This is a genomic window from Catellatospora sp. NPDC049111, assembly GCF_040648615.1.
Classification (GTDB): Bacteria; Actinomycetota; Actinomycetes; order Mycobacteriales; family Micromonosporaceae; genus Catellatospora; species Catellatospora aurea.
Genome location: NZ_JBEZEB010000010.1, coordinates 208792 through 230303, shown reverse-complemented (window position 1 = coordinate 230303; position 21512 = coordinate 208792). Strand labels below are relative to the sequence as shown.

Here is a 21512-nt window from a genome sequence, read left to right as displayed (position 1 = left end):
CGTCGGAGTGTCGCTGCGCAACGCCGCGGCGGCCGCGGACTGGGCGGTCGCGCACCTGGCCGGGGCCGACGAGGCGGCGGTGGCGGCTTCCGTGGCGGTCCCGGTGGCGGCGGTGGCGCCGGCACGGGCTTCCGTCCCGGTGGCGGCGCGCCCGGTGGCGGCGGCGGTTACCGCGGTGGTCCCGGTGGTGGCACCGGTGGCCCGCCGGCGGGTGGCGCAGGCCGTCCGGGTGGCGGTGCCGGCGGTCGCGGCCGCGGTGGCGGCGCTGCCGGTGCGTTCGGTCGTGGCGGCGGCAAGTCGCGCGGCCGCAAGTCCAAGAAGCAGCGGCGTCAAGAGTTCGACAACCTGTCCGCGCCCACGATGAGCTCGGGCGCACCGCGTGGCCAGGGGCAGCAGCTCCGGCTGCCGCGCGGCGCGTCGCTGTCGGACTTCGCCGAGCGCATCAACGCCAACCCGGGCTCGCTCGTCCAGGAGATGTTCAACCTGGGCGAGATGGTCACGGCGACGCAGTCGTGCACGGACGAGACGCTGATGCTGCTCGGCGAGCACCTCGGCTTCGAGGTGCAGATCGTCAGCCCCGAGGACGAGGACCGCGAGCTGCTCGCGCGCTTCAACATCGACCTCGACGCCGACATCGACGAGGAGCGCCTGGTCAGCCGGCCGCCGGTGGTGACCGTCATGGGTCACGTCGACCACGGTAAGACCAAGCTGCTGGACGCGATCCGGTCGGCGAACGTGGTCGAGGGCGAGGCCGGCGGCATCACCCAGCACATCGGCGCGTACCAGGTGCACGTTCAGCACGAGGGCGAAGACCGGGCGATCACGTTCATCGACACCCCGGGTCACGAGGCGTTCACCGCCATGCGTGCCCGTGGCGCCCAGGCCACCGACATCGTCGTGCTGGTCGTGGCGGCCGACGACGGCGTCATGCCGCAGACGATCGAGGCGCTCAACCACGCCAAGGCGGCCGACGTGCCGATCGTGGTCGCGGTGAACAAGGTCGACAAGCCGGAGGCCAACCCGGGCAAGGTGCGTCAGCAGCTGACCGAGTACGGCCTGGTCGCCGAGGAGTACGGCGGCGAGACCATGTTCGTCGACATCTCCGCCAAGAGCCGTCTCAACATCGACGGCCTCCTGGAGGCGGTGCTGCTGACCGCGGACGCGTCGCTGGAGCTGCTGGCTCCGATCGACGGGCACGCCCAGGGTCTGGCCATCGAGGCCCGGCTCGACAAGGGCCGCGGCCCGGTCGCGACGGTCCTGGTGCAGAAGGGCACCCTGAACGTCGGCGACTCGATCGTGGCGGGCAACGCCTACGGTCGCGTCCGGGCGATGCTCGACGAGAACGGCCACCCGCTGGCCGAGGCGGGCCCCGCCCGTCCGGTCATGGTGCTCGGTCTGACCGCGGTGCCGGGTGCGGGTGACACCTTCCTGGCCGCCGACGACGACCGGACCGTTCGCCAGATCGCCGAGCAGCGCCAGGCCCGCAAGCGGGCGGCCGAGCAGGCGAGCCTGCGCGGCCGGGTCTCCCTGGAGAACCTGCTCGAGAAGATCAAGGAGGGCGAGCGCACCTCGCTCGACCTCATCATCAAGGGCGACGTTTCCGGTTCCGTGGAGGCACTGGAGGACGCGCTGGTCGCGCTGCCGATCCCGGAGGAGATCCAGCTTCGGATCATCCACCGCGGCGTCGGTGCGATCACGGAGAACGACGTCAACCTGGCGTCGGCCTCGGCGAACTCGACCGCGATCATCATCGGCTTCAACGTGCGGCCGATGGACCAGGCACGCGACCTGGCCGAGCGCAACGGCGTGGAGATCCGTTACTACACGGTCATCTACCAGGCCATCGAGGAGATCGAGGCGGCCCTCAAGGGCATGCTCAAGCCGGAGTACGAAGAGCACGCCCTGGGTTCGGCGGAGGTCCGCGAGGTCTTCCGTTCGTCCAAGGTGGGTCTCATCGCCGGTTGCATCGTCCGGTCGGGTCTCATCCGCCGCAACGCCAAGGCGCGGGTCGTCCGCGACGGCGCGGTCGTGGCGGAGACCGCCTCGATCAGCTCGCTCAAGCGGTTCAAGGACGACGCGACCGAGGTCCGCGAGGGCTTCGAGTGTGGTCTGACCCTGGGCGGCTACAACAACCTGCAGGTGGGCGACATCATCGAGACCTACGAGATGCGCGAGAAGCCGCGGGTGTGATCCCGTGACGCGGGGCGGGGCCCCGGTGCTGTTCGGCACCGGAGTCCCGCCCCGCTCCGTGTCCGCGCGTGCGCGGGTAGCAGCTCAGGCGCAGTGAGCGGACAACAGTTCAGGCTTGATCGTCGTTGAGAAGGCGGCGGAGGGAGTTGGCACAGGTGGCTAGGTACGGGCTTCTGGTGGCGCCGTCGGCGAACCGGGTCTACACGCAGTCGGCGCCCGAGTTGATGGCGGCCGAGCTGGCGGTGTTCTCCGAGCGGGCGCTGGGCGGGCGGATCGAGCCGGCCGAGGTCGTCGAGTTCGCGGGACGGCCCTACCTGACGTTCGAGGTCGAGGACGGCACGCTCGGGGTCGACGAGCTGCGGGTGCTGGCGAACCTGTCGTCGGCGTACGCCCTGTTCGAGATGGTCGAGGGCGGGCTGCTGCGGCCGCTGGGCGAGCCGTCGCTGGACCGCTTCGACGACGACCTGATCACCATCCAGAAGTACGCCGGCAAGACCAACGAGCATTTCACCAAGCTGCTGCTCAACGTCACCGTGCTGGCCACGTCCTGGGCCGATCAGCTGCTCACCAAGCGGTTCACCGTGCTCGACCCGGTCGCCGGCCGGGGCACCACGCTCAACCAGGCGCTGATGTACGGCTGGGACGCGGTCGGCATCGAGCTCGACGGCAAGGACGTCGAGGCGTACAGCGCGTTCCTGAAGACCTGGCTCAAGAACAAGCGGATCAAGCACACCACCGACATGACGCCGCTGCGCCGCGAGGGCAAGCGGCTCGGCCGCCGCTTCGACGCCCGGATCGGCGACGTGCGGGACCAGCCGCAGCACCTCTCGCTGTTCGAGGCGGACACGATCCAGTCCCGGGCGCTGCTGAAGGGCAACTCGGTCGACGTGATCGCGGCCGACCTGCCGTACGGGGTGGTCCACGGCAGCCGCAGCGCCAAGGGCCTGTCCCGCGGCCCGCAGGAGCTGCTGGAGGAGGCGCTGCCGGGCTGGTCGTCCCTGCTGCGCCCCGGCGGCGCGCTGGGCATCTCCTGGAACACCCACGTGGCCCCGCGCGAGGACGCGCTGGACCTGCTGGAGGAGCACGGCCTGGAGGCCGTGGACTACGAGGGCTTCGAGCACCGCGTCGACCAGGCCATCACCCGGGACATTCTGGTGGCCCGCAAGGTGTGACCTGGCGTACTGTCATCGCTCGTGCATACCGGAACATCCGTTTTCGACCTGCTCCTGCCCGGGGACTCCCGGTCGCTGAAGGAGAAGCGGTCGTACATCCGTCCGATCATCGCGGCGCTGAAGAAGTACGAGGTGGCCGTCGCCGAGGTCGGGGCCATGGAGCTGCACGGGCGCGCCGAGATCGGGGTGGCCGTGGTCGCCGCCGACCCGGCCCACGTCAACGAGGTCCTCGACAACTGCGAGCGCCTGGTGGTGGGCCGCCCGGAGGTCGAGGTCCTCTCGGTCAAACGCCGCTGGTACGGCGACGACGACTGAGTCGGGCGCGCCGCGGCCCACTTGCCATCGACGTTGGCCTATCACATCGACTCCGATCGCCGAAAAGTCGATGTCATGGGCCAACGTCGATCGAAAGCGCGGCGAGGACCGGTGCCCATGGTCGGGTGCCGGTGTATTCGTGATCACAGCCTCTGGGCTGGAGCACGTGCTCGGGCTCCGCTCCCACGAATGAGGGTCGGGCCCGGCGGGTAGTGTCATGGTGTTGGTTTCGACCCTGGCTCGTCACCGCGGCCGGCGTGAGTCGGCGCGGGCGCGCCGTGGTCGTCGGTCGCGGAGGTGACGTGATGGCTGATCCGGCCAAGGTTCGCAAGCATGCGGAGCGAGTGCGAGAGCTCGTCGCATCGGCGGTTCGTACCCAGATCAAGGACCCCAGGCTGGGGATGATCACGATCACGGACGCGCGGATCACCGCCGACCTGCGCGAGGCGACCGTCTTCTACACCGTGCTCGGCGACGCCGAGGAGCAGGCCGGCACCGCCGCCGCGCTGGAGAGCGCGAAGGGCATGCTGCGCGGTGTGGTGGGCCGGGCGCTGGGCCTGCGCCACTCGCCGTCGCTGGCGTTCGTCTCCGACGACGTGCAGGAGCACGTGAAGCACATCGACGACCTGCTCGCCGAGGCGAAGCAGCGCGACGAGCAGGTGCAGCAGCTGGCCGCGGGCGCGGCGTACGCCGGTGAGGCGCAGCCGTACAAGGTCGAGGAAGACGACGACGAGGGCTCGTCGGACGACGATGACGAGGACGAGCCGGCGCTGCGCGCGGCAGCTCAGCGGTGAAGGCGACCACGCCGGCCGCCGGGACCACGGGCCGCCCGACCGAGCAGGACTGGGCCGCCGCGGTCGACGCGGTGCGTTCCGGCCTGCGGCCGGGGGCCCGGGTCCTGCTGGTGTGCCACGTCAACCCCGACGGTGACGCGCTGGGCAGCATGCTGGGCTTCGCCCAGGGGCTGCGCCGGCTCGGCGTGACCTCGCTGCAGTGCACCTTCCCCGGCCCGCTCACGGTGCCGGAGCCGCTGCACATGCCGGCGATGGACCTGCTGATCCCCGAGTCCGAGGCCGACCCGGCCCCGGACCTGCTGGTGACCTTCGACGCGGCCAGCGAGTCGCGGCTGGGCGCGCTGGTGGACCGGCTGGAGACGGCGACGGTCAGCCTGGTGCTGGACCATCACGCCTCCAACACCGGCTTCGGCAAGGTGTCGCTGGTCGACCCGTTCGCCGCCGCTACCTCGGTGGTCGCCGCGGAACTGCTGCGCCGCCTGGACGTGCCGCTGGACCGGGACATGGCCGAGTGCCTGTACATCGCCCTGGTCACCGACACCGGCTCGTTCAAGTTCGACCTGACCACGCCCGAGGTGCACGAGCTCGCGGCACGGCTGGTGGCCACGGGCATCGACGTCGGGGCCATCTCGCGCCGGATCTTCGACAGCCGCCCGTTCGGCGCGGTGCGCCTGTTCGGCGAGGTGATGGGCCGTGCCCAGCTGGAGCCGGCGTCGGCGGGCGGGCGCGGGCTGGTGTACGCCGTGGCGACGCTGGCCGACCTGGCCAAGCACGACCAGCCGCCGTACGTGCTGGAGGCGCTCATCGACTCGGTGCGCTGCGTGGCCGAGGCCGACGTGGCGCTGCTGCTCAAGCAGGTCGCGCCCACCGAGTGGGCGGTCTCCATGCGCAGCAAGGGCGGCGCGGACGTGAGCCTGATCGCGGTCGCCATGGGCGGCGGCGGGCACCGGCTGGCGGCCGGGTTCACCGGCCACGGGACCGCCGAAGAGATCATCGACGCGGTACGCGGGCGCCTGGCGGCGCAGGGCTGATCACCAAGACCGGCTTCCGGGTGGAAAGATCTCCCGGAAGACCGGTCAACGGAGCACAATCAGGTCATGGAACAGCGTCCTGAGCTCACCGTCGAGCCGGTGTCGCCCTGGGCGCGGGCACAGGTCATGCTGCCGGTGTTCGTCCCGTTCGCGCTGATCGGCGGGCTGCTTCCCTCGTTTTCGCTGGCCGCGAACCTGTACGTGCTGGCGCTGGGCGGCGGTCTGATGCTGGCGGGCCTGTCCTCGCGCCTGCCGCGCCGGGCCGCGCCGGTGGCCCTGCTGCCCGGAGTGGCGTGGTGGCTGGTCCCGGTGGGCGTGTTCGCGATCGCCGAGATCGTCACCTTCGCCATGGGCTCCACGCACGACTACCCGACGCTGTCCCTGCTGGCCGACCCGCTGCTCGACGGCTACCTGCTGCGGTCCATGGCGTACTTCGGCTGGCTCGCCGGTTTCTGGGGGCTGGTGCGCCGATGAGCCTGACCCGTTTGCTCGCCATCGCCGGGTTCGTGCTCGCCGGCCTCGCGATTCTCGCCGTCGAATGGGCCGCCCGCCGCCCGGACTCCCGCATCCCGACCATCGGCGACGTATCCGCCCTCGTCATGCGTTACGACATCGGCGGCATCCCGGTCGGCCGCCTAGCCCTCCTGAGCTTCTGGTTCTGGCTCGGCTGGCACTTCCTCGCCCGCTGACGATGCCGGCCGCCCGCGGCCCCGTCACGATCATGAGCCGCGCCGAGTCTGTCCCGGTGTGATGGATCAGCAAACGGATATATCCGACTGGTCGTGCGTTAAGGAGACGTTCAGCAGGGGTGTCGTGTGCTTGACGTTCCGTGATGTGGGAACAGCTGTGCAGGATGTGGACCTGAACGATAGTTTTGCCTCTAGCGGTACCGCCTGTGGTCCACAACGACCTGCGGCTCCGCGGCAGTCACACCGGCGATATAGCTCGGCGATCCCGAGAGCGGCGGCGGACTAGACGAGCACGGCGCGTCCCTGACGCGACCGCGCGACGAAGTTGACCCGTTGTTGTTCTGGAAGGACCGTGCCATGCCCACGTCGAAGAAGCCCCAGCCGCAGCCCACCGAGGAAGAGCGCGAGCGCGAGCAGGCTCGTCGCGCCCTGCAGACCTCCATGGACACCCGGCAGTAGTCCACCCCGCAAGAATCGGGGACCCGGCGGGGTGATCGCTGCGTCTACGCTGTCGTGATGTCCACGACAGCCGCGCCGGCGGCCCCCGCCATCGACGAGATCCTCGCCGACCTGGCGCTGCAGACCCGTCGGCAGCGCATCGCGGCCTGGGTCGCCGGCAGCGCAGGCCTACCGGCCGCCGCCGTCGTCGCGAGCCTGCCGGACGACGTCTGGATCGGACAGCTGCTGTCCGGCGCGGTGGCACTGGCCATCGTCGTCGGCCATCACCTCGCCGTACGCCCGCTGTGGCGGTTGCGCCATGCGCCGGTGCTGGCCCCGCTGGCCCCGGCGGCCTTCGTGACCGCGGCTTCGCCGCGCAGCCTCGCGGCGCCGGCCTACCTGCTGACGCTCGCCGGGTACGCGTGGGGCCTGGGCGCTGACGGTGTGGCCGTCGGAGCGCTGCTGCTCGCCGTGCTGACAGGACTGCGCCCGGCACGGGTCGCGCTCACGCCCGGTGCCGTGCTCGTCCGTCGCCTCCGCACGCGGCGAGTGCCGTGGTCCCAGCTCACCGGGGTGCGGGTGACGAATTCAGGGCTGGCCGACGAGCTGTCGCTCGCGGTGGACGTGCCCGGCCGAGGGCTGGGGACCGTGCGCGCCCCGCTCAACCCGCTCGACGTCGACCGGGCGTTCCTCCTCCACCTGCTGCGGCACTACGCCGCCGTGCCCGAGGACCGGACCGCGATCGGCGCGCCCGCCGAACTCGCCCGCCGCCGCAGGGACTACCTGGCCGCCCCCGGGCCGGCTGTCGAACCGGTCACCGATTCGGGCCTGGAGCCCGCCGCGGCAGTACCGTGACCGCTGTGCGACAGCAATCCGCGACCGACTACCGCCGGATCGCGTCACTCGCGCTGCCCGCGCTGGTGGTGCTGGCCGCCGAACCCCTCTACGTGCTGGTCGACACCGCCGTGGTGGGCCACCTGGGCCGGGTGCCGCTGGCCGCGCTCGGCATGGCCGGCACCGTGCTCGGGCTGGCCGTCTGGCTCGGCAACGTGCTGGCGTACGGGACCACGGGCCGGGCCGCGCGCCGTTTCGGAGCGGGCGACCGGGCCGGGGCCGTGCAGGAGGGCGTGCAGGCGTCCTGGCTGGCCGTGCTCGCCGGACTGGCGCTGGTCGTCGCGGCGCAGCTGTTCGCCGGGCCGCTGACCCGGGCGCTGTCCGGCAACGGCCCCGAGTCCGCCGAGGTCGCCGCGCAGGCCGAGCTGTGGCTGCGGGTCGCCTGCCTGGGCGCGCCGTTCATCCTGCTGGCGATGGCCGGCAACGGCTGGATGCGCGGGGTGCAGGACACCCGCCGCCCGCTGCGGTACGTGCTCGGCGCGAACCTCGCCTCGGCCGTGCTGTGCCCGTTGCTGGTGTACGGGCTGGGCTGGGGCATGGTCGGCTCGGCCTGGGCCAACGTGGTTGCGCAGGCCGCCTCGGGCGGGTTGTTCCTGCGGGCGCTGGTCGTGGAGCGGGTGCCGCTCGCGCCGCACTGGCACGTGCTGCGCCGCCAGTTGTCGGTCAACGGCAACCTGATCGTGCGGGGCGCGGCCTTCCAGGCCTGCTTCCTGTCCGCGGCGGCGGTGGCGGCCCGGTTCGGCGCGGCCGCGCTGGCCGCCCACCAGATCGCCCTGCAGCTGTGGTTCTTCAGCGCGCTGGTGCTGGACTCGGTGGCGATCGCCGCGCAGTCGCTGGTCGGGGCGGAGCTGGGGGCCGGGGACGCGCCCGCGGCCAAGCGCACCGCCCGCCGCGTCGCCTGGCTGGGCGGTTGGTGCGGGGTCGCGTTCGCCGTCGTGCTCGGCGCGGGCGTGGCCGTGCTGCCCGCGCTGTTCGTCGACGATCCCGCCGTATGGGAGCAGACCGCGCTGATCTGGCCGTGGTTCCTGGTGCTGCTCCCACTGGGCGGGCTGGTGTTCGCCCTCGACGGGGTGCTGATCGGCGCCGGCGACGTCGCGTACCTGCGCAATCTGACCATCATCGCCGCGGTGGCCGGTTTCCTCCCGCTGACCTGGCTGGCGTACTACCTGCGGCTCGGCCTGCCCGGGGTGTGGGCCGGGTTGACCGCGTTCATGGTGGTGCGCTTCGTGGCGCTGCTGCTGCGCATGCGCACCGGCGGCTGGGCCGTGCCGAGCCCGGTTCCCACCTCGCCCTAGGCTGGTCTGTTGTGAGCAGTGGGAAGAGGGAACAGCGCCCGGTGACCGACGGGCTGATCGTGGTCGACAAGGCGGGCGGCATGACGTCGCACGACGTCGTGGCCAGGGTGCGCCGCATCGCGGGCACCCGCAAGGTCGGCCACGGCGGCACGCTGGACCCGATGGCGACCGGGGTGCTGGTGCTCGGCGTCGGCAAGGCCACCCGGCTGCTCACGTACGTGGTGGGCACGGCCAAGGTCTACCGGGGCGTGATCCGGCTGGGGCAGGACACGGTCACCGACGACGCCGAGGGCGACGTCACCACCACCACCCCCGCGGGGCACGTCACCGACGAGCAGATCCGAGCCGGGCTGGCCGCGCTGACGGGCGAGGTCGACCAGGTGCCGTCGGCGGTCAGCGCGATCAAGGTGAACGGGGTGCGCTCGTACCACCGGGTGCGCCAGGGCGAGCAGGTCGAGCTGCCCGCGCGCCGGGTGACCATCTCCCGGATCGACGTGTCCGAGATCACCCGGACCGAAGACGTCGTCGACGTCGCCGTCGAGGTGGCCTGCTCGTCGGGCACCTACATCCGGGCCATCGCCCGTGACCTGGGCGCCGCGCTGGGTGTCGGTGGTCACCTCATCGCGCTGCGGCGCACGGCCGTGGGCGGGTTCACCCTCGCCGAGGCGTACACCCTGGAACAGCTCGCGGAGCTCGCCGACCCGGTGGCGCTGCCGTTGGCGCAGGCCCTGGGCCGCGCCATGCCGGTGCGCACGGTCGACGCCGACGCCGCGAAGATCGTGTCGCACGGCGGGCCGCTGCCCGCGGTCGGCCAGGCCGGGCCGTACGGTGTGGTGGGCCCGGACGGGGCCGCGCTCGCCGTCATGTCGGAGCGCGGCGGCCGGGCCAAGGCGGAGATCGTCCTGGTGGGAGGCGAGCAGTGATGCAGCGTTGGCGGGGGTACGACGCGGCGCCGGGCGGCTGGGGCCGCGCGGTCGTCACCATCGGCGTCTTCGACGGCGTGCACACCGGGCATCAGCAGACCATCGGCCACGCGGTGAAGCGGGCCCGTGAGATGGGCCTGCCCGCCGTGGTGCTGACCTTCGACCCGCACCCGTCCGAGGTGGTGCGGCCCGGCTCGCACCCGGCGATGCTGACCTCCCCGCAGCGCAAGGCCGAGCTGCTGGCGGGCCTGGGCGTCGACGTGCTGTGCGTGCAGCCGTTCACGCTCGACTTCTCGAAACTCGACGCGGACCGGTTCGTGCACGACGTGCTGGTCGAGCACCTGCACGCGGCGCTGGTCGTGGTGGGGGAGAACTTCCGCTTCGGCCACAAGGCGGCCGGGGACGTGGAGCTGCTGGCCAAGCTCGGCCGCACGTTCGGCTTCGCGGTCGAGTCGGCCCCGCTGGTCACCGGCGACGGCACCGTCTACTCCTCGACGTACGTGCGGGCCTGCGTGGACGCCGGTGACGTCGAGGCGGCCGCGGCGGTGCTGGGCCGCCCGCACCGGCTGGAGGGCGTCGTGGTCCGCGGCGACCAGCGCGGGCGCGAGATCGGCTTCCCGACCGCCAACCTGATGGTCGCCAAGTACGCGGCGGTGCCCGCGGACGGCGTGTACGCGGCCTGGCTGGTGCGCGGCAACGAGCGCCTGCCCGCGGCGGTGTCGATCGGGACGAACCCCACGTTCGCCGGACAGGACCGGCGCGTCGAGGCGTACGTGCTCGACTTCTCCGGCGACCTCTACGGCGAGCGCCTGGCCCTCGACTTCGTCAGCCACCTGCGCCCGACGCTGAAGTTCGACGGCGTCGAGGGCTTGGTCGAGGCCATCCACGATGACGTCGCCCGCACCCGCGCCGTCCTGGGCGTGCCGCAGCCGTGAAGATCGTCGTTTCCGGTCATGATCTGCGTTCCGAACGCAGATCATGACCGGAAACAGTGATCTTGCAGCAGCTCGCCCGCGGCGAGGAACGCGTAGTTTGCGTATCCCGCCGGGGTGGTGTCTCACCGACTGGTAGCCTGGAGGGGACACCGGGTCACCGGTGTCGGCCTGGTATGCCTGCACGACGCCGCGGGATATCGGGTGGCACAGAACCCACAGTTAGGGAGACCATGGCGCTCGACGCTGAAGTCAAGACCCAGATCATGGCGGACTACGCCACCGTCGAAGGTGACACCGGTTCGCCGGAGGTCCAGGTGGCGGTCCTCACCAAGCGGATCCAGGATCTTACGGAGCACCTCAAGCAGCACAAGCACGACCACCACAGCCGTCGTGGTCTGCTGCTGCTGGTCGGCCGCCGCAAGCGGCTGCTGGCCTACCTGCAGAAGTCGGACATCGCCCGCTACCGTGCGCTCATCGAGCGCCTCGGCCTGCGCCGATAGTTCTGACGGGGGAGCGGCGCCAGTCGCTCCCCCGACGTTTGAATACACCTGGCACGGACCCGCCGTCGGGAGGAACACCGGGCCTGGCGCAAGCAACACACCCAGGCCGGCCGGTTTGGGTCGGTCCTCGGTAGTGGTGTCCGGAGCGAGCTCCGGGCGCTTCGATCGAAGACCGACTGTCCTACCGGCAACGGGCGGCACGTGCCGCGACAGAAGGAGCACACAGCTTCATGACCGAGCACAACCTCGGCGAACAGACCAGCAAAGCAGTGATCGACAACGGGTCGTTCGGCACCCGTGAGGTCACTTTCTCCACCGGACGGCTGGCCCGACAGGCCGCCGGCTCCGTCATCGCCCAGCTGGGCGACACGGTGGTCCTCTCCGCGACCACCGCCAGCAAGCAGCCCCGCGACAGCTTCGACTTCTTCCCGCTGACGGTGGACGTCGAGGAGCGGATGTACGCCGCGGGTCGCATCCCGGGCTCGTTCTTCCGCCGTGAGGGCCGTCCCAGCGAGGACGCCATCCTGACCTGCCGCCTGATCGACCGGCCGCTGCGGCCGTCGTTCGTCAAGGGCCTGCGCAACGAGGTCCAGGTCGTCGAGACGGTGCTCTCGCTCGACCCGGAGCACCCGTACGACGTGGTCGCGATCAACGCGGCCAGCATGTCCACCAAGCTGTCCGGCCTGCCGTTCAGTGGCCCGATCGGCGCCACCCGCGTGGCGCACATCGACGGCCAGTGGGTGGCCTTCCCGACCCACGCCGAGCTGGAGCGCGCCACCTTCGACATGGTGGTCGCCGGCCGTGCGCTGGAGGACGGCGACGTCGCCGTCATGATGGTCGAGGCCGAGGCGACGGAGAACACCGTCAAGCTGGTCGCGGGCGGCGCGCAGGCGCCGACCGAGGAGATCGTGGCCGGCGGCCTGGAGGCCGCCAAGATCGCCATCCGCGAGCTGTGCCGGGCGCAGAGCGAGCTGGCCGCGGTCGCCGCGAAGCCGGTGACCGAGTTCCCGGTGTTCCTGGACTACCAGGACGACGTGTACGCGGCCGTGAAGGCGGCGGCGGGCTCCGAGATCGCCGAGGCCCTCAAGATCGCCGGCAAGGCCGATCGCGAAGAGGCCCTCGACCTGGTCAAGGAGAAGGTCGTCGGCCAGGTCGCGCCGCAGTTCGAGGGGCGCGAGAAGGAGGTCTCGGCCGCGTTCCGGTCGGTGACCAAGTCCGAGGTGCGCAACCGCGTGCTGCGGGACGGCGTGCGCATGGACGGCCGCGGGCTGCGCGACATCCGCCAGCTCACCGCCGAGGTGCAGGTGCTGCCGCGGGTGCACGGCTCGGCGCTGTTCGAGCGGGGCGAGACCCAGATCCTGGGCGTCACCACGCTGAACATGCTGCGCATGGAGCAGGCCCTGGACACGCTGTCGCCGGCGAAGACCAAGCGCTACATGCACAACTACAACTTCCCGCCGTACTCGACCGGTGAGACCGGCCGGGTCGGCTCGCCGAAGCGCCGCGAGATCGGCCACGGCGCGCTGGCGGAGCGGGCCCTGATCCCGGTGCTGCCGGCGCGCGAGGAGTTCCCGTACGCCATCCGGCAGGTGTCGGAGGCGCTGGGCTCCAACGGGTCGACCTCGATGGGTTCGGTCTGCGCGTCGACGATGTCGCTGCTGAGCGCCGGTGTGCCGCTGAAGGCCCCGGTCGCCGGCATCGCCATGGGCCTCATCTCCGACGAGGTGGACGGCAAGACCCAGTACGTGACGCTGACCGACATCCTCGGCGCCGAGGACGCGTTCGGCGACATGGACTTCAAGGTCGCCGGCACGCCGGACTTCGTGACCGCCCTGCAGCTGGACACCAAGCTCGACGGCATCCCGTCGGACGTGCTGGCCGCCGCGCTGCAGCAGGCCCACGAGGCGCGCCAGACCATCCTGGGTGTGATGGCCGCGGCCATCGCCGCCCCGGGTGAGATGAGCGAGTACGCCCCGCGGGTGACCTCGGTCAAGATCCCGGTCGACAAGATCGGCATGGTGATCGGGCCCAAGGGCCAGACCATCAACGCGATCCAGGACGAGACCGGCGCCGAGATCTCCATCGAGGACGACGGCACGATCTACGTCGGCGCGACCAACGGCCCGTCGGCCCAGGCCGCCGTGGACCGGATCAACGCCATCGCGAACCCGACCCTGCCGAAGGTGGGCGACCGCTTCCTGGGCACCGTGGTCAAGACGGCGGCGTTCGGCGCCTTCGTCTCGCTGCTGCCCGGCCGCGACGGTCTGCTGCACATCTCCAAGGTGGGCGACGGCAAGCGGGTCGACCGCGTCGAGGACTTCCTCAATGTCGGCGACAAGGTCGAGGTCGTCATCGCCGACATCGACGCGCGCGGCAAGGTCTACCTGGACAAGATCGGCCCCGACGGCAACCCGATCGTCAGCGACAAGGCGCCCCGCGAGGGCGGCGAGCGCGGCGGCGACCGGGGCGGCGACCGCGGCCCGCGCCGCGAGGGCGGCGACCGCCCGGCCCGCGAGGGCGGCGAGCGTCGGCGCACCCAGCGCCGCGACTAGTCGGTGACCAGCAAGAACAGCTAGAACACAGCCCGCGGGGAAGGACTCCTTCCCTGCGGGCTGTGCCCGTTACCCGCCGTTGAGGAACTGTGCCGCCCATGTCTTCTGCCTTCACCACCGGCGGCGAGCCCGCGCCGCAGCCCACCGGATCGGTCCCCGCCACCCGCCCCACGGGCGGCTCGCGGGCGGTGACCCGGACCGTCGACAGCGACCCGCTGGGCGGGACGGTGCGGCGTACCACGCTGCCCAACGGGATGCGCATCCTCACCGAGGCCGTGCCCGCGATGCGCAGCGTGACCTTCGGCATCTGGGTCGGGGTCGGCTCGCGCGACGAGGCGCCCCAGCTCGGCGGGGCCTCGCACTTCCTGGAGCACCTGCTGTTCAAGGGCACCCGCAAGCGGTCCGCGCTGGACATCTCCGCGCAGATCGAGGCGGTCGGCGGCGAGACCAACGCGTACACCGCCAAGGAGTACACCTGCTACTACGCGCGGGTGCTCGACGAGGACCTGCCGCTGGCCATCGACGTCATGTGCGACGCGGTCGCCGACTCGGTGCTGGCCGAGGCCGACGTCGAGACCGAGCGCGGGGTGATCCTCGAAGAGATCGCCATGCACGCCGACGAGCCTGGCGACGAGGTGCACGACCTGCACGCCGAGGTCGTGTACGGCGACCACCCGCTGGGCCGGCTGATCTCGGGCACCGTAGAGACGATCACGCCGATGACCCGCAAGCAGATCAACAGCTTCTACCGGCGGCGGTACGCCCCGCCCGTGATCGTCGTCGCGGCCGCGGGCAACCTCGACCACGCGACCGTGGTCAAGCAGGTCCGGGAGGCGTTCGCGGGCACTCCGCTCGGCGACGCCGTGGCCGCCTCACCCGAGCCGACCCGTTCGCCGCACTCGCGGGTCAAGCATCGCGCCCCGGCCACCCTGGTGCGCCCTGACGACACCGAGCAGGCCCACCTGGTGCTCGGCGGCCCGGCCCTGCACCGCCACGACGAGCGCCGGTTCGCGCTCGGGGTGCTCAACAACGTGCTCGGCGGCGGCATGTCCAGCCGCCTGTTCCAGCAGGTCCGCGAGAAGCGCGGGCTGGCGTACTCGGTGTACTCCTACACCTCGCAGTACGCCGAGACCGGCACGTTCGCGGTGTACGCCGGCTGTGCCCCCGCCAAGGCCGAGGAGGTGCTCGCCCTGATCCGCCAGGAGCTGTCCGACGCCGCCGCCCACGGCATCACCGCCGAGGAACTGCGCCGCGGCAAGGGCATGCTCAAGGGCTCCCTGGTCCTCGGCCTGGAAGACACCGGCTCCCGGATGAGCCGCCTAGGCAAGGGCGAACTCCTGCACGGCGACCTCATGTCCGTCGACGAACTCCTCCGCCGCATCGAGTCCGTCACCCTCGACGAGGTCAACCACATAGCCGCCAAGATCCTCAACACCCCGATGTCCCTCGCGGTAGTCGGCCCCTTCGAGGAGACCGCCTTCCAGCTCTGACCTTTCTTGCGCACTTGATCATGAACTTATGGCACGGGTCGGCGGTGTGTCGTGGGTACAAGTTCATGATCAAGTGTTGGCTGGCGACCACCGGTCGGCGGGCATCCCAGAAGGGCGTGGTTGGCGCGGGCGAGGCGGTCTGATCCGCTAGGTTGGGGCGCGTGACTGATGACGTGGAGCTGCTGCGGGTCGGTGTGCTGGGTGCCCGGGGCCGGATGGGCATCGAGGTGTGCCGGGCCGTCGACCAGGCCGACGACCTCGACCTCGTGGCGATGATCGACCAGGGCGACTGGCTGTTCAACGCCTCGGACGCCGGTGCGCAGGTAGTGGTGGACTTCACCACGCCCGACGTGGTGATGGACAACCTGCACTGGTGCATCGACCAGGGCATCAACGTGGTGGTCGGCACCAGCGGCTTCACCGATGAGCGCCTGGCGCAGGTCAAGGGCTGGCTCGACCAGAAGCCCGGGGTCGGCGTGGTGATCGCTCCCAACTTCGGCATCGGCGCGGTGCTGATGATGGAGTTCGCCGAGCGGGCGGCCCGCTACTTCGACTCGGTGGAGATCATCGAGCAGCACCACCCGAAGAAGGTCGACGCCCCCAGTGGCACCGCGCTGCACACCGCCCGCCTCATCGAGCAGGCTCGCAAGGCGGCGGGCAAGGCGGCGATGCCCGACGCCACCACCGACGAGATGGCCGGTGCCCGCGGGGCCGAGGTCGGGGGCGTACGCATCCACAGCGTGCGCGCCGCCGGTCTGGTCGCCCACCAGGAGGTCCTCTTCGGTGCCACCGGCGAGACCCTGACGATCCGCCACGACTCCTTCGACCGCGTCTCCTTCATGCCCGGGGTCCTCCTCGCCATCCGCGAGGTAGTCAACCGCCCCGGCCTCACCCTAGGCCTCAACCACCTCCTCTAACCCACTCCCACACCGCCACAACGTTCGCGCAAGATCGTCGCGATCGTTGTGGCGGTGTGGTTTTGGCTGATCATGAAGTTAGGGCAGCGACGCGCCGTCGAACACTGCCATAAGTTCATGATCAACGCGGTGGGGGTGGGTCAGAGCGTGGTGTGGAGGCGGAGCTGGGGGACCAGGAGGTCGTCGACGTCGAGGGCGCGGGTGGCGCCGTCAGGGGCCCAGCCGGCTGAGGTGAGGAACTTGCGGGTCGCGGCGTCGGCGTCGAAGGCCCAGCACACGGCGCTGTCGAACTTGTCGCCGCGCCACAGGTCGACGCTGGCGGCCAGCAGCCGGCTGCCGTGGCCGCGGCGGCCCCAGCGGGGCTCGACGAGCATGTCCGTGATCGCCGCCACATTCTCGCGGTCGGGCGTGTGATCCTCGTCCGCGGCCAGCGCCCCGTCGTCGAAGGGACCGGAGGCGGCGAATCCCACCACGTATTCTTGGACAGCCTGCTCGACCGCGTTCTGCTCCACGGCGACGAGGACCCGGTGGCGGGCGCTGGGGGGCGTGGTCACCGCGTCGAGCCAGCGCTGCGCCAGGAACGCCTCGTCGATCTCGTCGAGGACGTGTTTGGGCAGCACCCGGCGATAGGCGACCCGCCAGGTCGCCAACTGGATACGTGCGATCTCGCCGGCGTCGTCAGGACGCGCCGGTCGGACGAACCCGACTGCCACGCCCCGAAGCGTACCGAGCCCATCCGGGCACTGATCAGGAGGTCTGAGCTTGAGCCGCGGACGGCAGATCGCGACCGTGTCGGCACTGGCCGTCGCGTCGCTGGTGTTCGTCGCGCTCTTCGCGCAGCGGCACGGTTTCTTCGACCTCAACGTCTACTACGGCGCCGTCCGGTTCTGGACCAGCGGTGGCGAGATCTACGACTTCGTTCGGCCCTACAGCACGTACGGCTTCACGTACCCCCCGTTCGCGGCACTGGCCATGCTGCCGATGGCGCTGCTGTCCTGGCCCGCCGCGATCGTGGTGAGCTCGGTGGCGACGGCGCTGGTGACCTGGTGGCTGCTGCGACTGCTGCTGGGCCCGGTCATCGCCGCGCAGCGCTGGACGCCGTGGTTCGTGGTGGCGGTCGCGCTGTGCCTGGTCACCGTGTACGAGCCGATGCGCGAGACGTTCCTGTTCGGCCAGGTCAACATGCTGCTGCTGGGGCTGGTCGCGGCGGACCTGCTGCTGTTCACGCGTAAGGGCAGCAGGTGGGGCGGCGTGGGCATCGGCCTGGCCACGGCGATCAAGCTGACCCCGGGCATCTTCATCGTGTACCTGCTGATCACGAAGCGCTGGCGGGCCGCCGCGGTGGCGAGCGGCACGGCCGCGGCGGCGACGCTGGGCGCGGCGGCGGTCGCGCCGGACGCCTCGCGCGAGTTCTGGACCAGCGCGCTGTGGGACACCGACCGGGTCGGCGTGCTGTCGTTCATCTCGAACCAGTCGCTGCAGGGCGTGGTGGCCCGGCTGACCGCGGGTCACCCGAGCAAGGCGCTGTGGGCGGTGCTGGTCCTGGCCGTGCTGGCGGTGTGGTTCGTGCGTTCCCGCGCGGCGGTGGCGCGGGGCGACGAGGTCGCGGGGCTCGCCTTCACCGGCATCATCGGCGTGCTGATCAGCCCGGTCACCTGGGTGCACCACCTGGTCTGGCTGATCCCGGCGTTCGTGCTGCTGGTCGAGCGCGGCTTCGCCGCCGAGCCGGGCAGTCGGCGGCGGTGGTCGCTGCTGGGACTGGCCGCGGTGTCGTACGCGATCCTGTCCAGCCGGGTGGTCTGGCTCTGGGAGGGCGAGGTCGGCGGGGTCGGCACGCTGCTCGGCTCGAACCTGTACGTCTGGGTGTGCCTGGCGCTGCTGTGCTGCACGCCGCTGGCAGCGGGGTCAGCCGCGCCGGAGGGTGCAGCGCAGCTCGGGGATGTCGACGTCGCTGCCGGTGGGCCGGTACGTCGCCCGAAGGCCGTCCGGGTGTAGCCCGTGCCGGGCGTAGAAACGCAGCGCCCGGTGGTTGTCCGACAGCGCCCACAGCCGCACCTCGGGTTGCGGCAGCGCGTCCAGCGCGGCCAGCAGCAGGGCGTCGCCCGCGCCGGTGCCCCAGCGGTCAGGGTGCACGTAGATGGCGAGGATCTCGCCGTACTCCGGCTGCAGCGGGCTGCCGTCCAGTTCCTGGGCGCGGTAGGGGCCGTGGCAGACGAAGCCGGTGACCGTGTCGCCGTCGAGCGCGACGAGGTTGTGGAAGGGGCTGTCCGGGTCGGCGAGCCGTTCGAGCCGCCAGGCGGTGCGGGCAGCCACGTCGAGGGCGCCGAGCACGTGGTCGGGCACGATCCCGGCGTACGCCACCTGCCAGGCGCGTATGTGCAGTGCCGCGACGGCCGCACAGTCGGTCGGCGTCTCGGGACGGACGGTGATCCCCATGGTCGCCGAGCCTAGGAAAGCCTGCTCACCTGGCGCAAACCGTTAAGAAGGTGCCCTTCCGCTACGTATGGCGATGGCAAGGTGCCCTTCCTTTCTTAAAGTCGTCGGGGGAGCGGGGTAGCGTCGGGCGGCGTGGAGACGGTGACGGTGGTGCAGGCGCGGAGGATGGCGCTGGCGGCGCAGGGGTTCGCGGACCGGGGTCCGAAGGGGCCGGTGGGGGCGCGGCAGCTGCGCAAGGTCGTGGGGCGCACGGGGCTGCTGCAGATCGACTCGGTGAACGTGCTGCAGCGGGCGCACTACCTGCCCGCGTACAGCCGGATCGGGTCGTATGACCCGTCGGTGCTGGACGGGGCGAGCGCCCGCCGGCCGCGCTGGCTGTTCGAGTACTGGGGACACGAGGCGTCGCTGCTGCCGGTCGAGTTGCAGCCGCTGATGCGGTGGCGCATGGCGACCGCGCAGGGCGTCTGGGGCGGGCCGCGCAACATCGCCGCGCAGCGGCCGGACCTGGTGCAGTGGGTGCTGCGGGAGGTGCGCGACCGGGGCCCGGTGACCGCCGCCGTGATCGAGCAGGACGTGCCCAAGCCCAAGGACAACTGGGGCTGGAACTGGTCGGACGTGAAGAAGGCGCTGGAGTGGCTGTTCTACTCCGGCGAGATCACCTCGGCGGGCCGGAACAGCCAGTTCGCCCGGCTGTACGACCTCACCGAGCGGGTGCTGCCCGCCGCGGTGATGAACACCCCGACACCGGAGCCGGCGGCGGCGTACCGGGCGCTCGTCGAGATCGCGGCGCGCGGCCTGGGCGTGGCCGCGGAACCGGAGCTGCGCGACTACTTCCGGCTGCCGCTGGCGGGGGCCCGCACCGCGATCGCCGAGCTGACCGAGGCCGGGGTGCTCATCCCCACCGAGGTGAAGGGCTGGAAGCACAAGGCGTGGCGGCATCGCGACGCCGCCCTGCCCCGCAAGGTCGCGGTGTCCACGCTGGTCAGCCCGTTCGATCCGCTGATCTGGGAACGGTCGCGCACCGAGCGGCTGTTCGACCTGCGCTACCGCATCGAGATCTACGTGCCCCAGGAGCAGCGGGTGCACGGCTACTACGTGCTGCCGTTCCTGCACGGGGACCGGTTCGCGGCCCGGGTGGACCTGAAGGCCGACCGGCGGGCCGGGGTGCTGCGGGTGCCCGCCGCCTGGGCCGAGCCCGGGGTCGACGAGCACGCCACGGCCGAGGCCCTCGCGGTCGAGTTGCGCAGGCTGGCGGCCTGGCTGGGACTGGGCGAGGTGGCCGCGCCCGAGCGCGGCGATCTGGCTGACGCGCTCGCCGACGCGGGTATGCGGGGCAGTGTAAGTTCGGTGTTGTGACCGAGGCCTCCGCCGCTGTGAACCCGCACGGCCCGCAGTTCGCGGGCGACCCCTTCACGCCTCCGCCGGCCGACCGGATCACCCGGTTCACCGACTGGCTGCGCGCCCATACGCCGGTCTGGGCGGGCCCGCTGGCGGCGCTGGCCTGCATCGGCGGCGCGCTGACCTACACCCAGCTGGCCGACCCGGCCAACGTCGGCGCGAACGCGACGCCGACCTGCCTGGTCAAGATGCTGACCGGCTTCGACTGCCCGGGCTGCGGCGGCACCCGCGCCGCCTGGTATCTGATGCAAGGCGACCTGCCCGCGGCGGCCCGCCACCACATCATGTTCGTCTTCGCCGTGCCGTTCCTGATCTACATGTACGTGGCCTGGGCGGGCAACACCACCTTCAAGTGGAAGCTGCCCCAGCTCAAGATCACTCCCAAGCACCTCGCCTGGTTCCTGGGCGCGTGGGCGGTCTTCATGGTGCTGCGCAACCTGCCCTGGGCCCCGTTCACGTACTTCTTCGTCTGACCGAGCGCGCCCGCCGCTCTCGGGCGCGGCCTGCCGGACCACGTCCGGGCTGGTTCGTGGCCGGCGGCCGCAGTTGACATCGACATTGGCCTATCCCGTCGACTTTCCGTGCCTCGGAGTCGATGTGATAGGCCAGCGTCTATGGCGACCGGCGACCGGCGACCGGCGAGCGGCGAGCGGTCGACGGTGCGCGGTGGTTGGTGAACGCGCAGGTCGACGGGGACGCGCGGATCGTCGTGCGGGGTCAGGCGGGGACGACGCGGCGGAGGGTGATGTCGCCGGAGGCGGTGCGCACCTTGAGGCTGAGGGTGCCGCCGGTGGTCTCTGCGGGTGGTGCGGTCGAAGACATGTTCAGATCGCTGCGGGTGCGCCCCGCGGCGGTGCTCAGGTCGAGCCAGACGGCCGTCCCGGCGGCGACGCCGACGGTGATGTCGCCGCTGGCCGAGTTCAGTCTGGCCTCGCCGCCGCGGGCGACCCCGACGACGATGTCCCCGGACGCGGTGGTGGCCCGCGCGTCACCGACCACGCCGGCGAGCTCGATGTCGCCGCTGGCGGTGTTGACGGTGGCGGAGCGGCCGATCTGCCCGGTGCGCACATCGCCGGAGGCGCTGCTGGCGTGCAGGTTGCCGCCGACCGTGCTCAGGCGTATGTCGCCGCTGGAGCTCTTGACGGTGACGTCTCCGGTCACCGGTCCCAGGGTGATCTCGCCGCTGGCGGTGCTCACCACCGCGTCGTGGTAGGTGCCCTCGCACACCGCGTCGGCGGAGGCGATCTTCACGTTCAGCGCGCTGCCGGTGGGCAGCTCGACGCGGACGAGGATGCGGGCCCGGCGGAACAGCCGCCAGCCGCCGTGCTCAGGCGCCTGGACCAGCAGGTGCCGGCCCTCCACAAAACTGATCTTGGTTTCGCGTACCGCCTCGGCGCTGGACTCGCTGTTGTCCATCGCCGTGACGCTGACGGTGGCGGTGTCGCGGTCGGAGGCGACGACCTCGAGGCGGCCGGCGGCGACGCGCAGGTCGGCCCGGATGGTGCCGGTGCAGGGGAAGGTCTGGTTCATGGTCGGCTCCTTG

General features: G+C 71.5%; 21 protein-coding genes. 18 read left to right on the top strand and 3 right to left on the bottom strand.

Annotated features, from left to right (window positions below; genetic code table 11):
- The 15 genes from infB to dapB all read left to right on the top strand — a co-directional run.
- Positions 1–2190, top strand: a 2190-nt coding sequence (gene infB, locus AB0B66_RS17610; protein WP_360530188.1) for a translation initiation factor IF-2, incomplete at its 5' end; no start/stop codon positions are given.
- A 155-nt stretch (positions 2191–2345) separates the two neighbouring features.
- Positions 2346–3362, top strand: a complete 1017-nt coding sequence (locus AB0B66_RS17605) for an SAM-dependent methyltransferase (protein WP_360530185.1) — start codon at positions 2346–2348, stop codon at positions 3360–3362.
- A gap of 21 nt (positions 3363–3383) precedes the next feature.
- Positions 3384–3677, top strand: coding sequence for a DUF503 domain-containing protein (locus AB0B66_RS17600; RefSeq protein WP_360530182.1), 294 nt, complete (start codon positions 3384–3386; stop codon positions 3675–3677).
- A 305-nt stretch (positions 3678–3982) separates the two neighbouring features.
- Complete coding sequence (gene rbfA / locus AB0B66_RS17595) at positions 3983–4471, top strand: 30S ribosome-binding factor RbfA (protein ID WP_203693942.1); 489 nt, start codon at positions 3983–3985, stop codon at positions 4469–4471.
- Complete coding sequence (locus AB0B66_RS17590) at positions 4468–5502, top strand: bifunctional oligoribonuclease/PAP phosphatase NrnA (protein ID WP_360530179.1); 1035 nt, start codon at positions 4468–4470, stop codon at positions 5500–5502. The genes rbfA and AB0B66_RS17590 overlap by 4 nt, the downstream gene beginning before the upstream one ends.
- Positions 5503–5568: 66 nt before the next feature.
- Entirely contained in the window at positions 5569–5976 is a 408-nt protein-coding gene (locus AB0B66_RS17585) for a hypothetical protein (protein WP_360530176.1), read from the top strand.
- Positions 5973–6191 carry a DUF6186 family protein gene (locus AB0B66_RS17580; RefSeq protein ID WP_360530173.1) on the top strand — a complete coding sequence of 73 codons (219 nt, stop codon included), beginning with the start codon at positions 5973–5975 and terminating at the stop codon, positions 6189–6191. The genes AB0B66_RS17585 and AB0B66_RS17580 overlap by 4 nt, the downstream gene beginning before the upstream one ends.
- A 516-nt stretch (positions 6192–6707) precedes the next feature.
- On the top strand, positions 6708–7484 hold the full coding sequence (locus AB0B66_RS17575) for a hypothetical protein (protein ID WP_360530170.1): 777 nt from the start codon (positions 6708–6710) through the stop codon (positions 7482–7484).
- A gap of 5 nt (positions 7485–7489) precedes the next feature.
- A complete protein-coding gene (locus tag AB0B66_RS17570; RefSeq protein WP_360530167.1) occupies positions 7490–8818 on the top strand; it encodes an MATE family efflux transporter in 1329 nt (442 codons plus the stop codon).
- Between the two features lie 11 nt (positions 8819–8829).
- The gene (gene truB / locus AB0B66_RS17565) at positions 8830–9741 is read left to right on the top strand and encodes a tRNA pseudouridine(55) synthase TruB (protein WP_360530163.1); all 912 of its coding nucleotides are present in this window, start codon (positions 8830–8832) and stop codon (positions 9739–9741) included.
- Positions 9741–10676, top strand: coding sequence for a bifunctional riboflavin kinase/FAD synthetase (locus AB0B66_RS17560; RefSeq protein WP_360530160.1), 936 nt, complete (start codon positions 9741–9743; stop codon positions 10674–10676). Before truB ends, AB0B66_RS17560 begins: the two co-directional genes overlap by 1 nt.
- A gap of 230 nt (positions 10677–10906) precedes the next feature.
- Complete coding sequence (gene rpsO, locus AB0B66_RS17555; protein WP_203693934.1) at positions 10907–11176, top strand: 30S ribosomal protein S15; 270 nt, start codon at positions 10907–10909, stop codon at positions 11174–11176.
- 230 nt (positions 11177–11406) lie between these two features.
- A complete protein-coding gene (locus tag AB0B66_RS17550) occupies positions 11407–13728 on the top strand; it encodes a polyribonucleotide nucleotidyltransferase (RefSeq protein WP_360530156.1) in 2322 nt (773 codons plus the stop codon).
- A gap of 98 nt (positions 13729–13826) precedes the next feature.
- Positions 13827–15218 carry a pitrilysin family protein gene (locus AB0B66_RS17545; RefSeq protein WP_360530153.1) on the top strand — a complete coding sequence of 464 codons (1392 nt, stop codon included), beginning with the start codon at positions 13827–13829 and terminating at the stop codon, positions 15216–15218.
- 161 nt (positions 15219–15379) lie between these two features.
- A complete protein-coding gene (gene dapB, locus AB0B66_RS17540; RefSeq protein WP_360530150.1) occupies positions 15380–16135 on the top strand; it encodes a 4-hydroxy-tetrahydrodipicolinate reductase in 756 nt (251 codons plus the stop codon).
- A gap of 140 nt (positions 16136–16275) precedes the next feature.
- On the opposite strand, the gene AB0B66_RS17535 is transcribed toward dapB, so the two are convergent.
- Positions 16276–16848: a GNAT family N-acetyltransferase gene (locus AB0B66_RS17535; RefSeq protein ID WP_203693930.1), complete on the bottom strand. Its 573-nt coding sequence runs from the start codon at positions 16846–16848 to the stop codon at positions 16276–16278.
- A 49-nt stretch (positions 16849–16897) separates the two neighbouring features.
- Here AB0B66_RS17535 and AB0B66_RS17530 point away from each other — a divergent pair, with 49 nt between their 5' ends.
- A complete protein-coding gene (locus AB0B66_RS17530) occupies positions 16898–18130 on the top strand; it encodes a glycosyltransferase 87 family protein (RefSeq protein WP_360530147.1) in 1233 nt (410 codons plus the stop codon).
- Here AB0B66_RS17530 and AB0B66_RS17525 read toward each other — a convergent pair.
- On the bottom strand, positions 18041–18571 hold the full coding sequence (locus AB0B66_RS17525) for a GNAT family N-acetyltransferase (protein WP_360530144.1): 531 nt from the start codon (positions 18569–18571) through the stop codon (positions 18041–18043). The two genes, AB0B66_RS17530 and AB0B66_RS17525, sit on opposite strands and share 90 nt — an antisense overlap.
- A gap of 165 nt (positions 18572–18736) precedes the next feature.
- Here AB0B66_RS17525 and AB0B66_RS17520 point away from each other — a divergent pair, with 165 nt between their 5' ends.
- Positions 18737–19927 (top strand): crosslink repair DNA glycosylase YcaQ family protein, encoded by a 1191-nt coding sequence (locus tag AB0B66_RS17520; protein WP_360530223.1) that lies wholly within the window; start codon positions 18737–18739, stop codon positions 19925–19927.
- Positions 19924–20442 carry a DUF2752 domain-containing protein gene (locus AB0B66_RS17515; RefSeq protein ID WP_203693928.1) on the top strand — a complete coding sequence of 173 codons (519 nt, stop codon included), beginning with the start codon at positions 19924–19926 and terminating at the stop codon, positions 20440–20442. Before AB0B66_RS17520 ends, AB0B66_RS17515 begins: the two co-directional genes overlap by 4 nt.
- Before the next feature lie 244 nt (positions 20443–20686).
- Here AB0B66_RS17515 and AB0B66_RS17510 read toward each other — a convergent pair whose 3' ends face one another.
- Positions 20687–21499 carry a DUF4097 family beta strand repeat-containing protein gene (locus tag AB0B66_RS17510; protein WP_360530140.1) on the bottom strand — a complete coding sequence of 271 codons (813 nt, stop codon included), beginning with the start codon at positions 21497–21499 and terminating at the stop codon, positions 20687–20689.
- Positions 21500–21512: the final 13 nt, after the last annotated feature.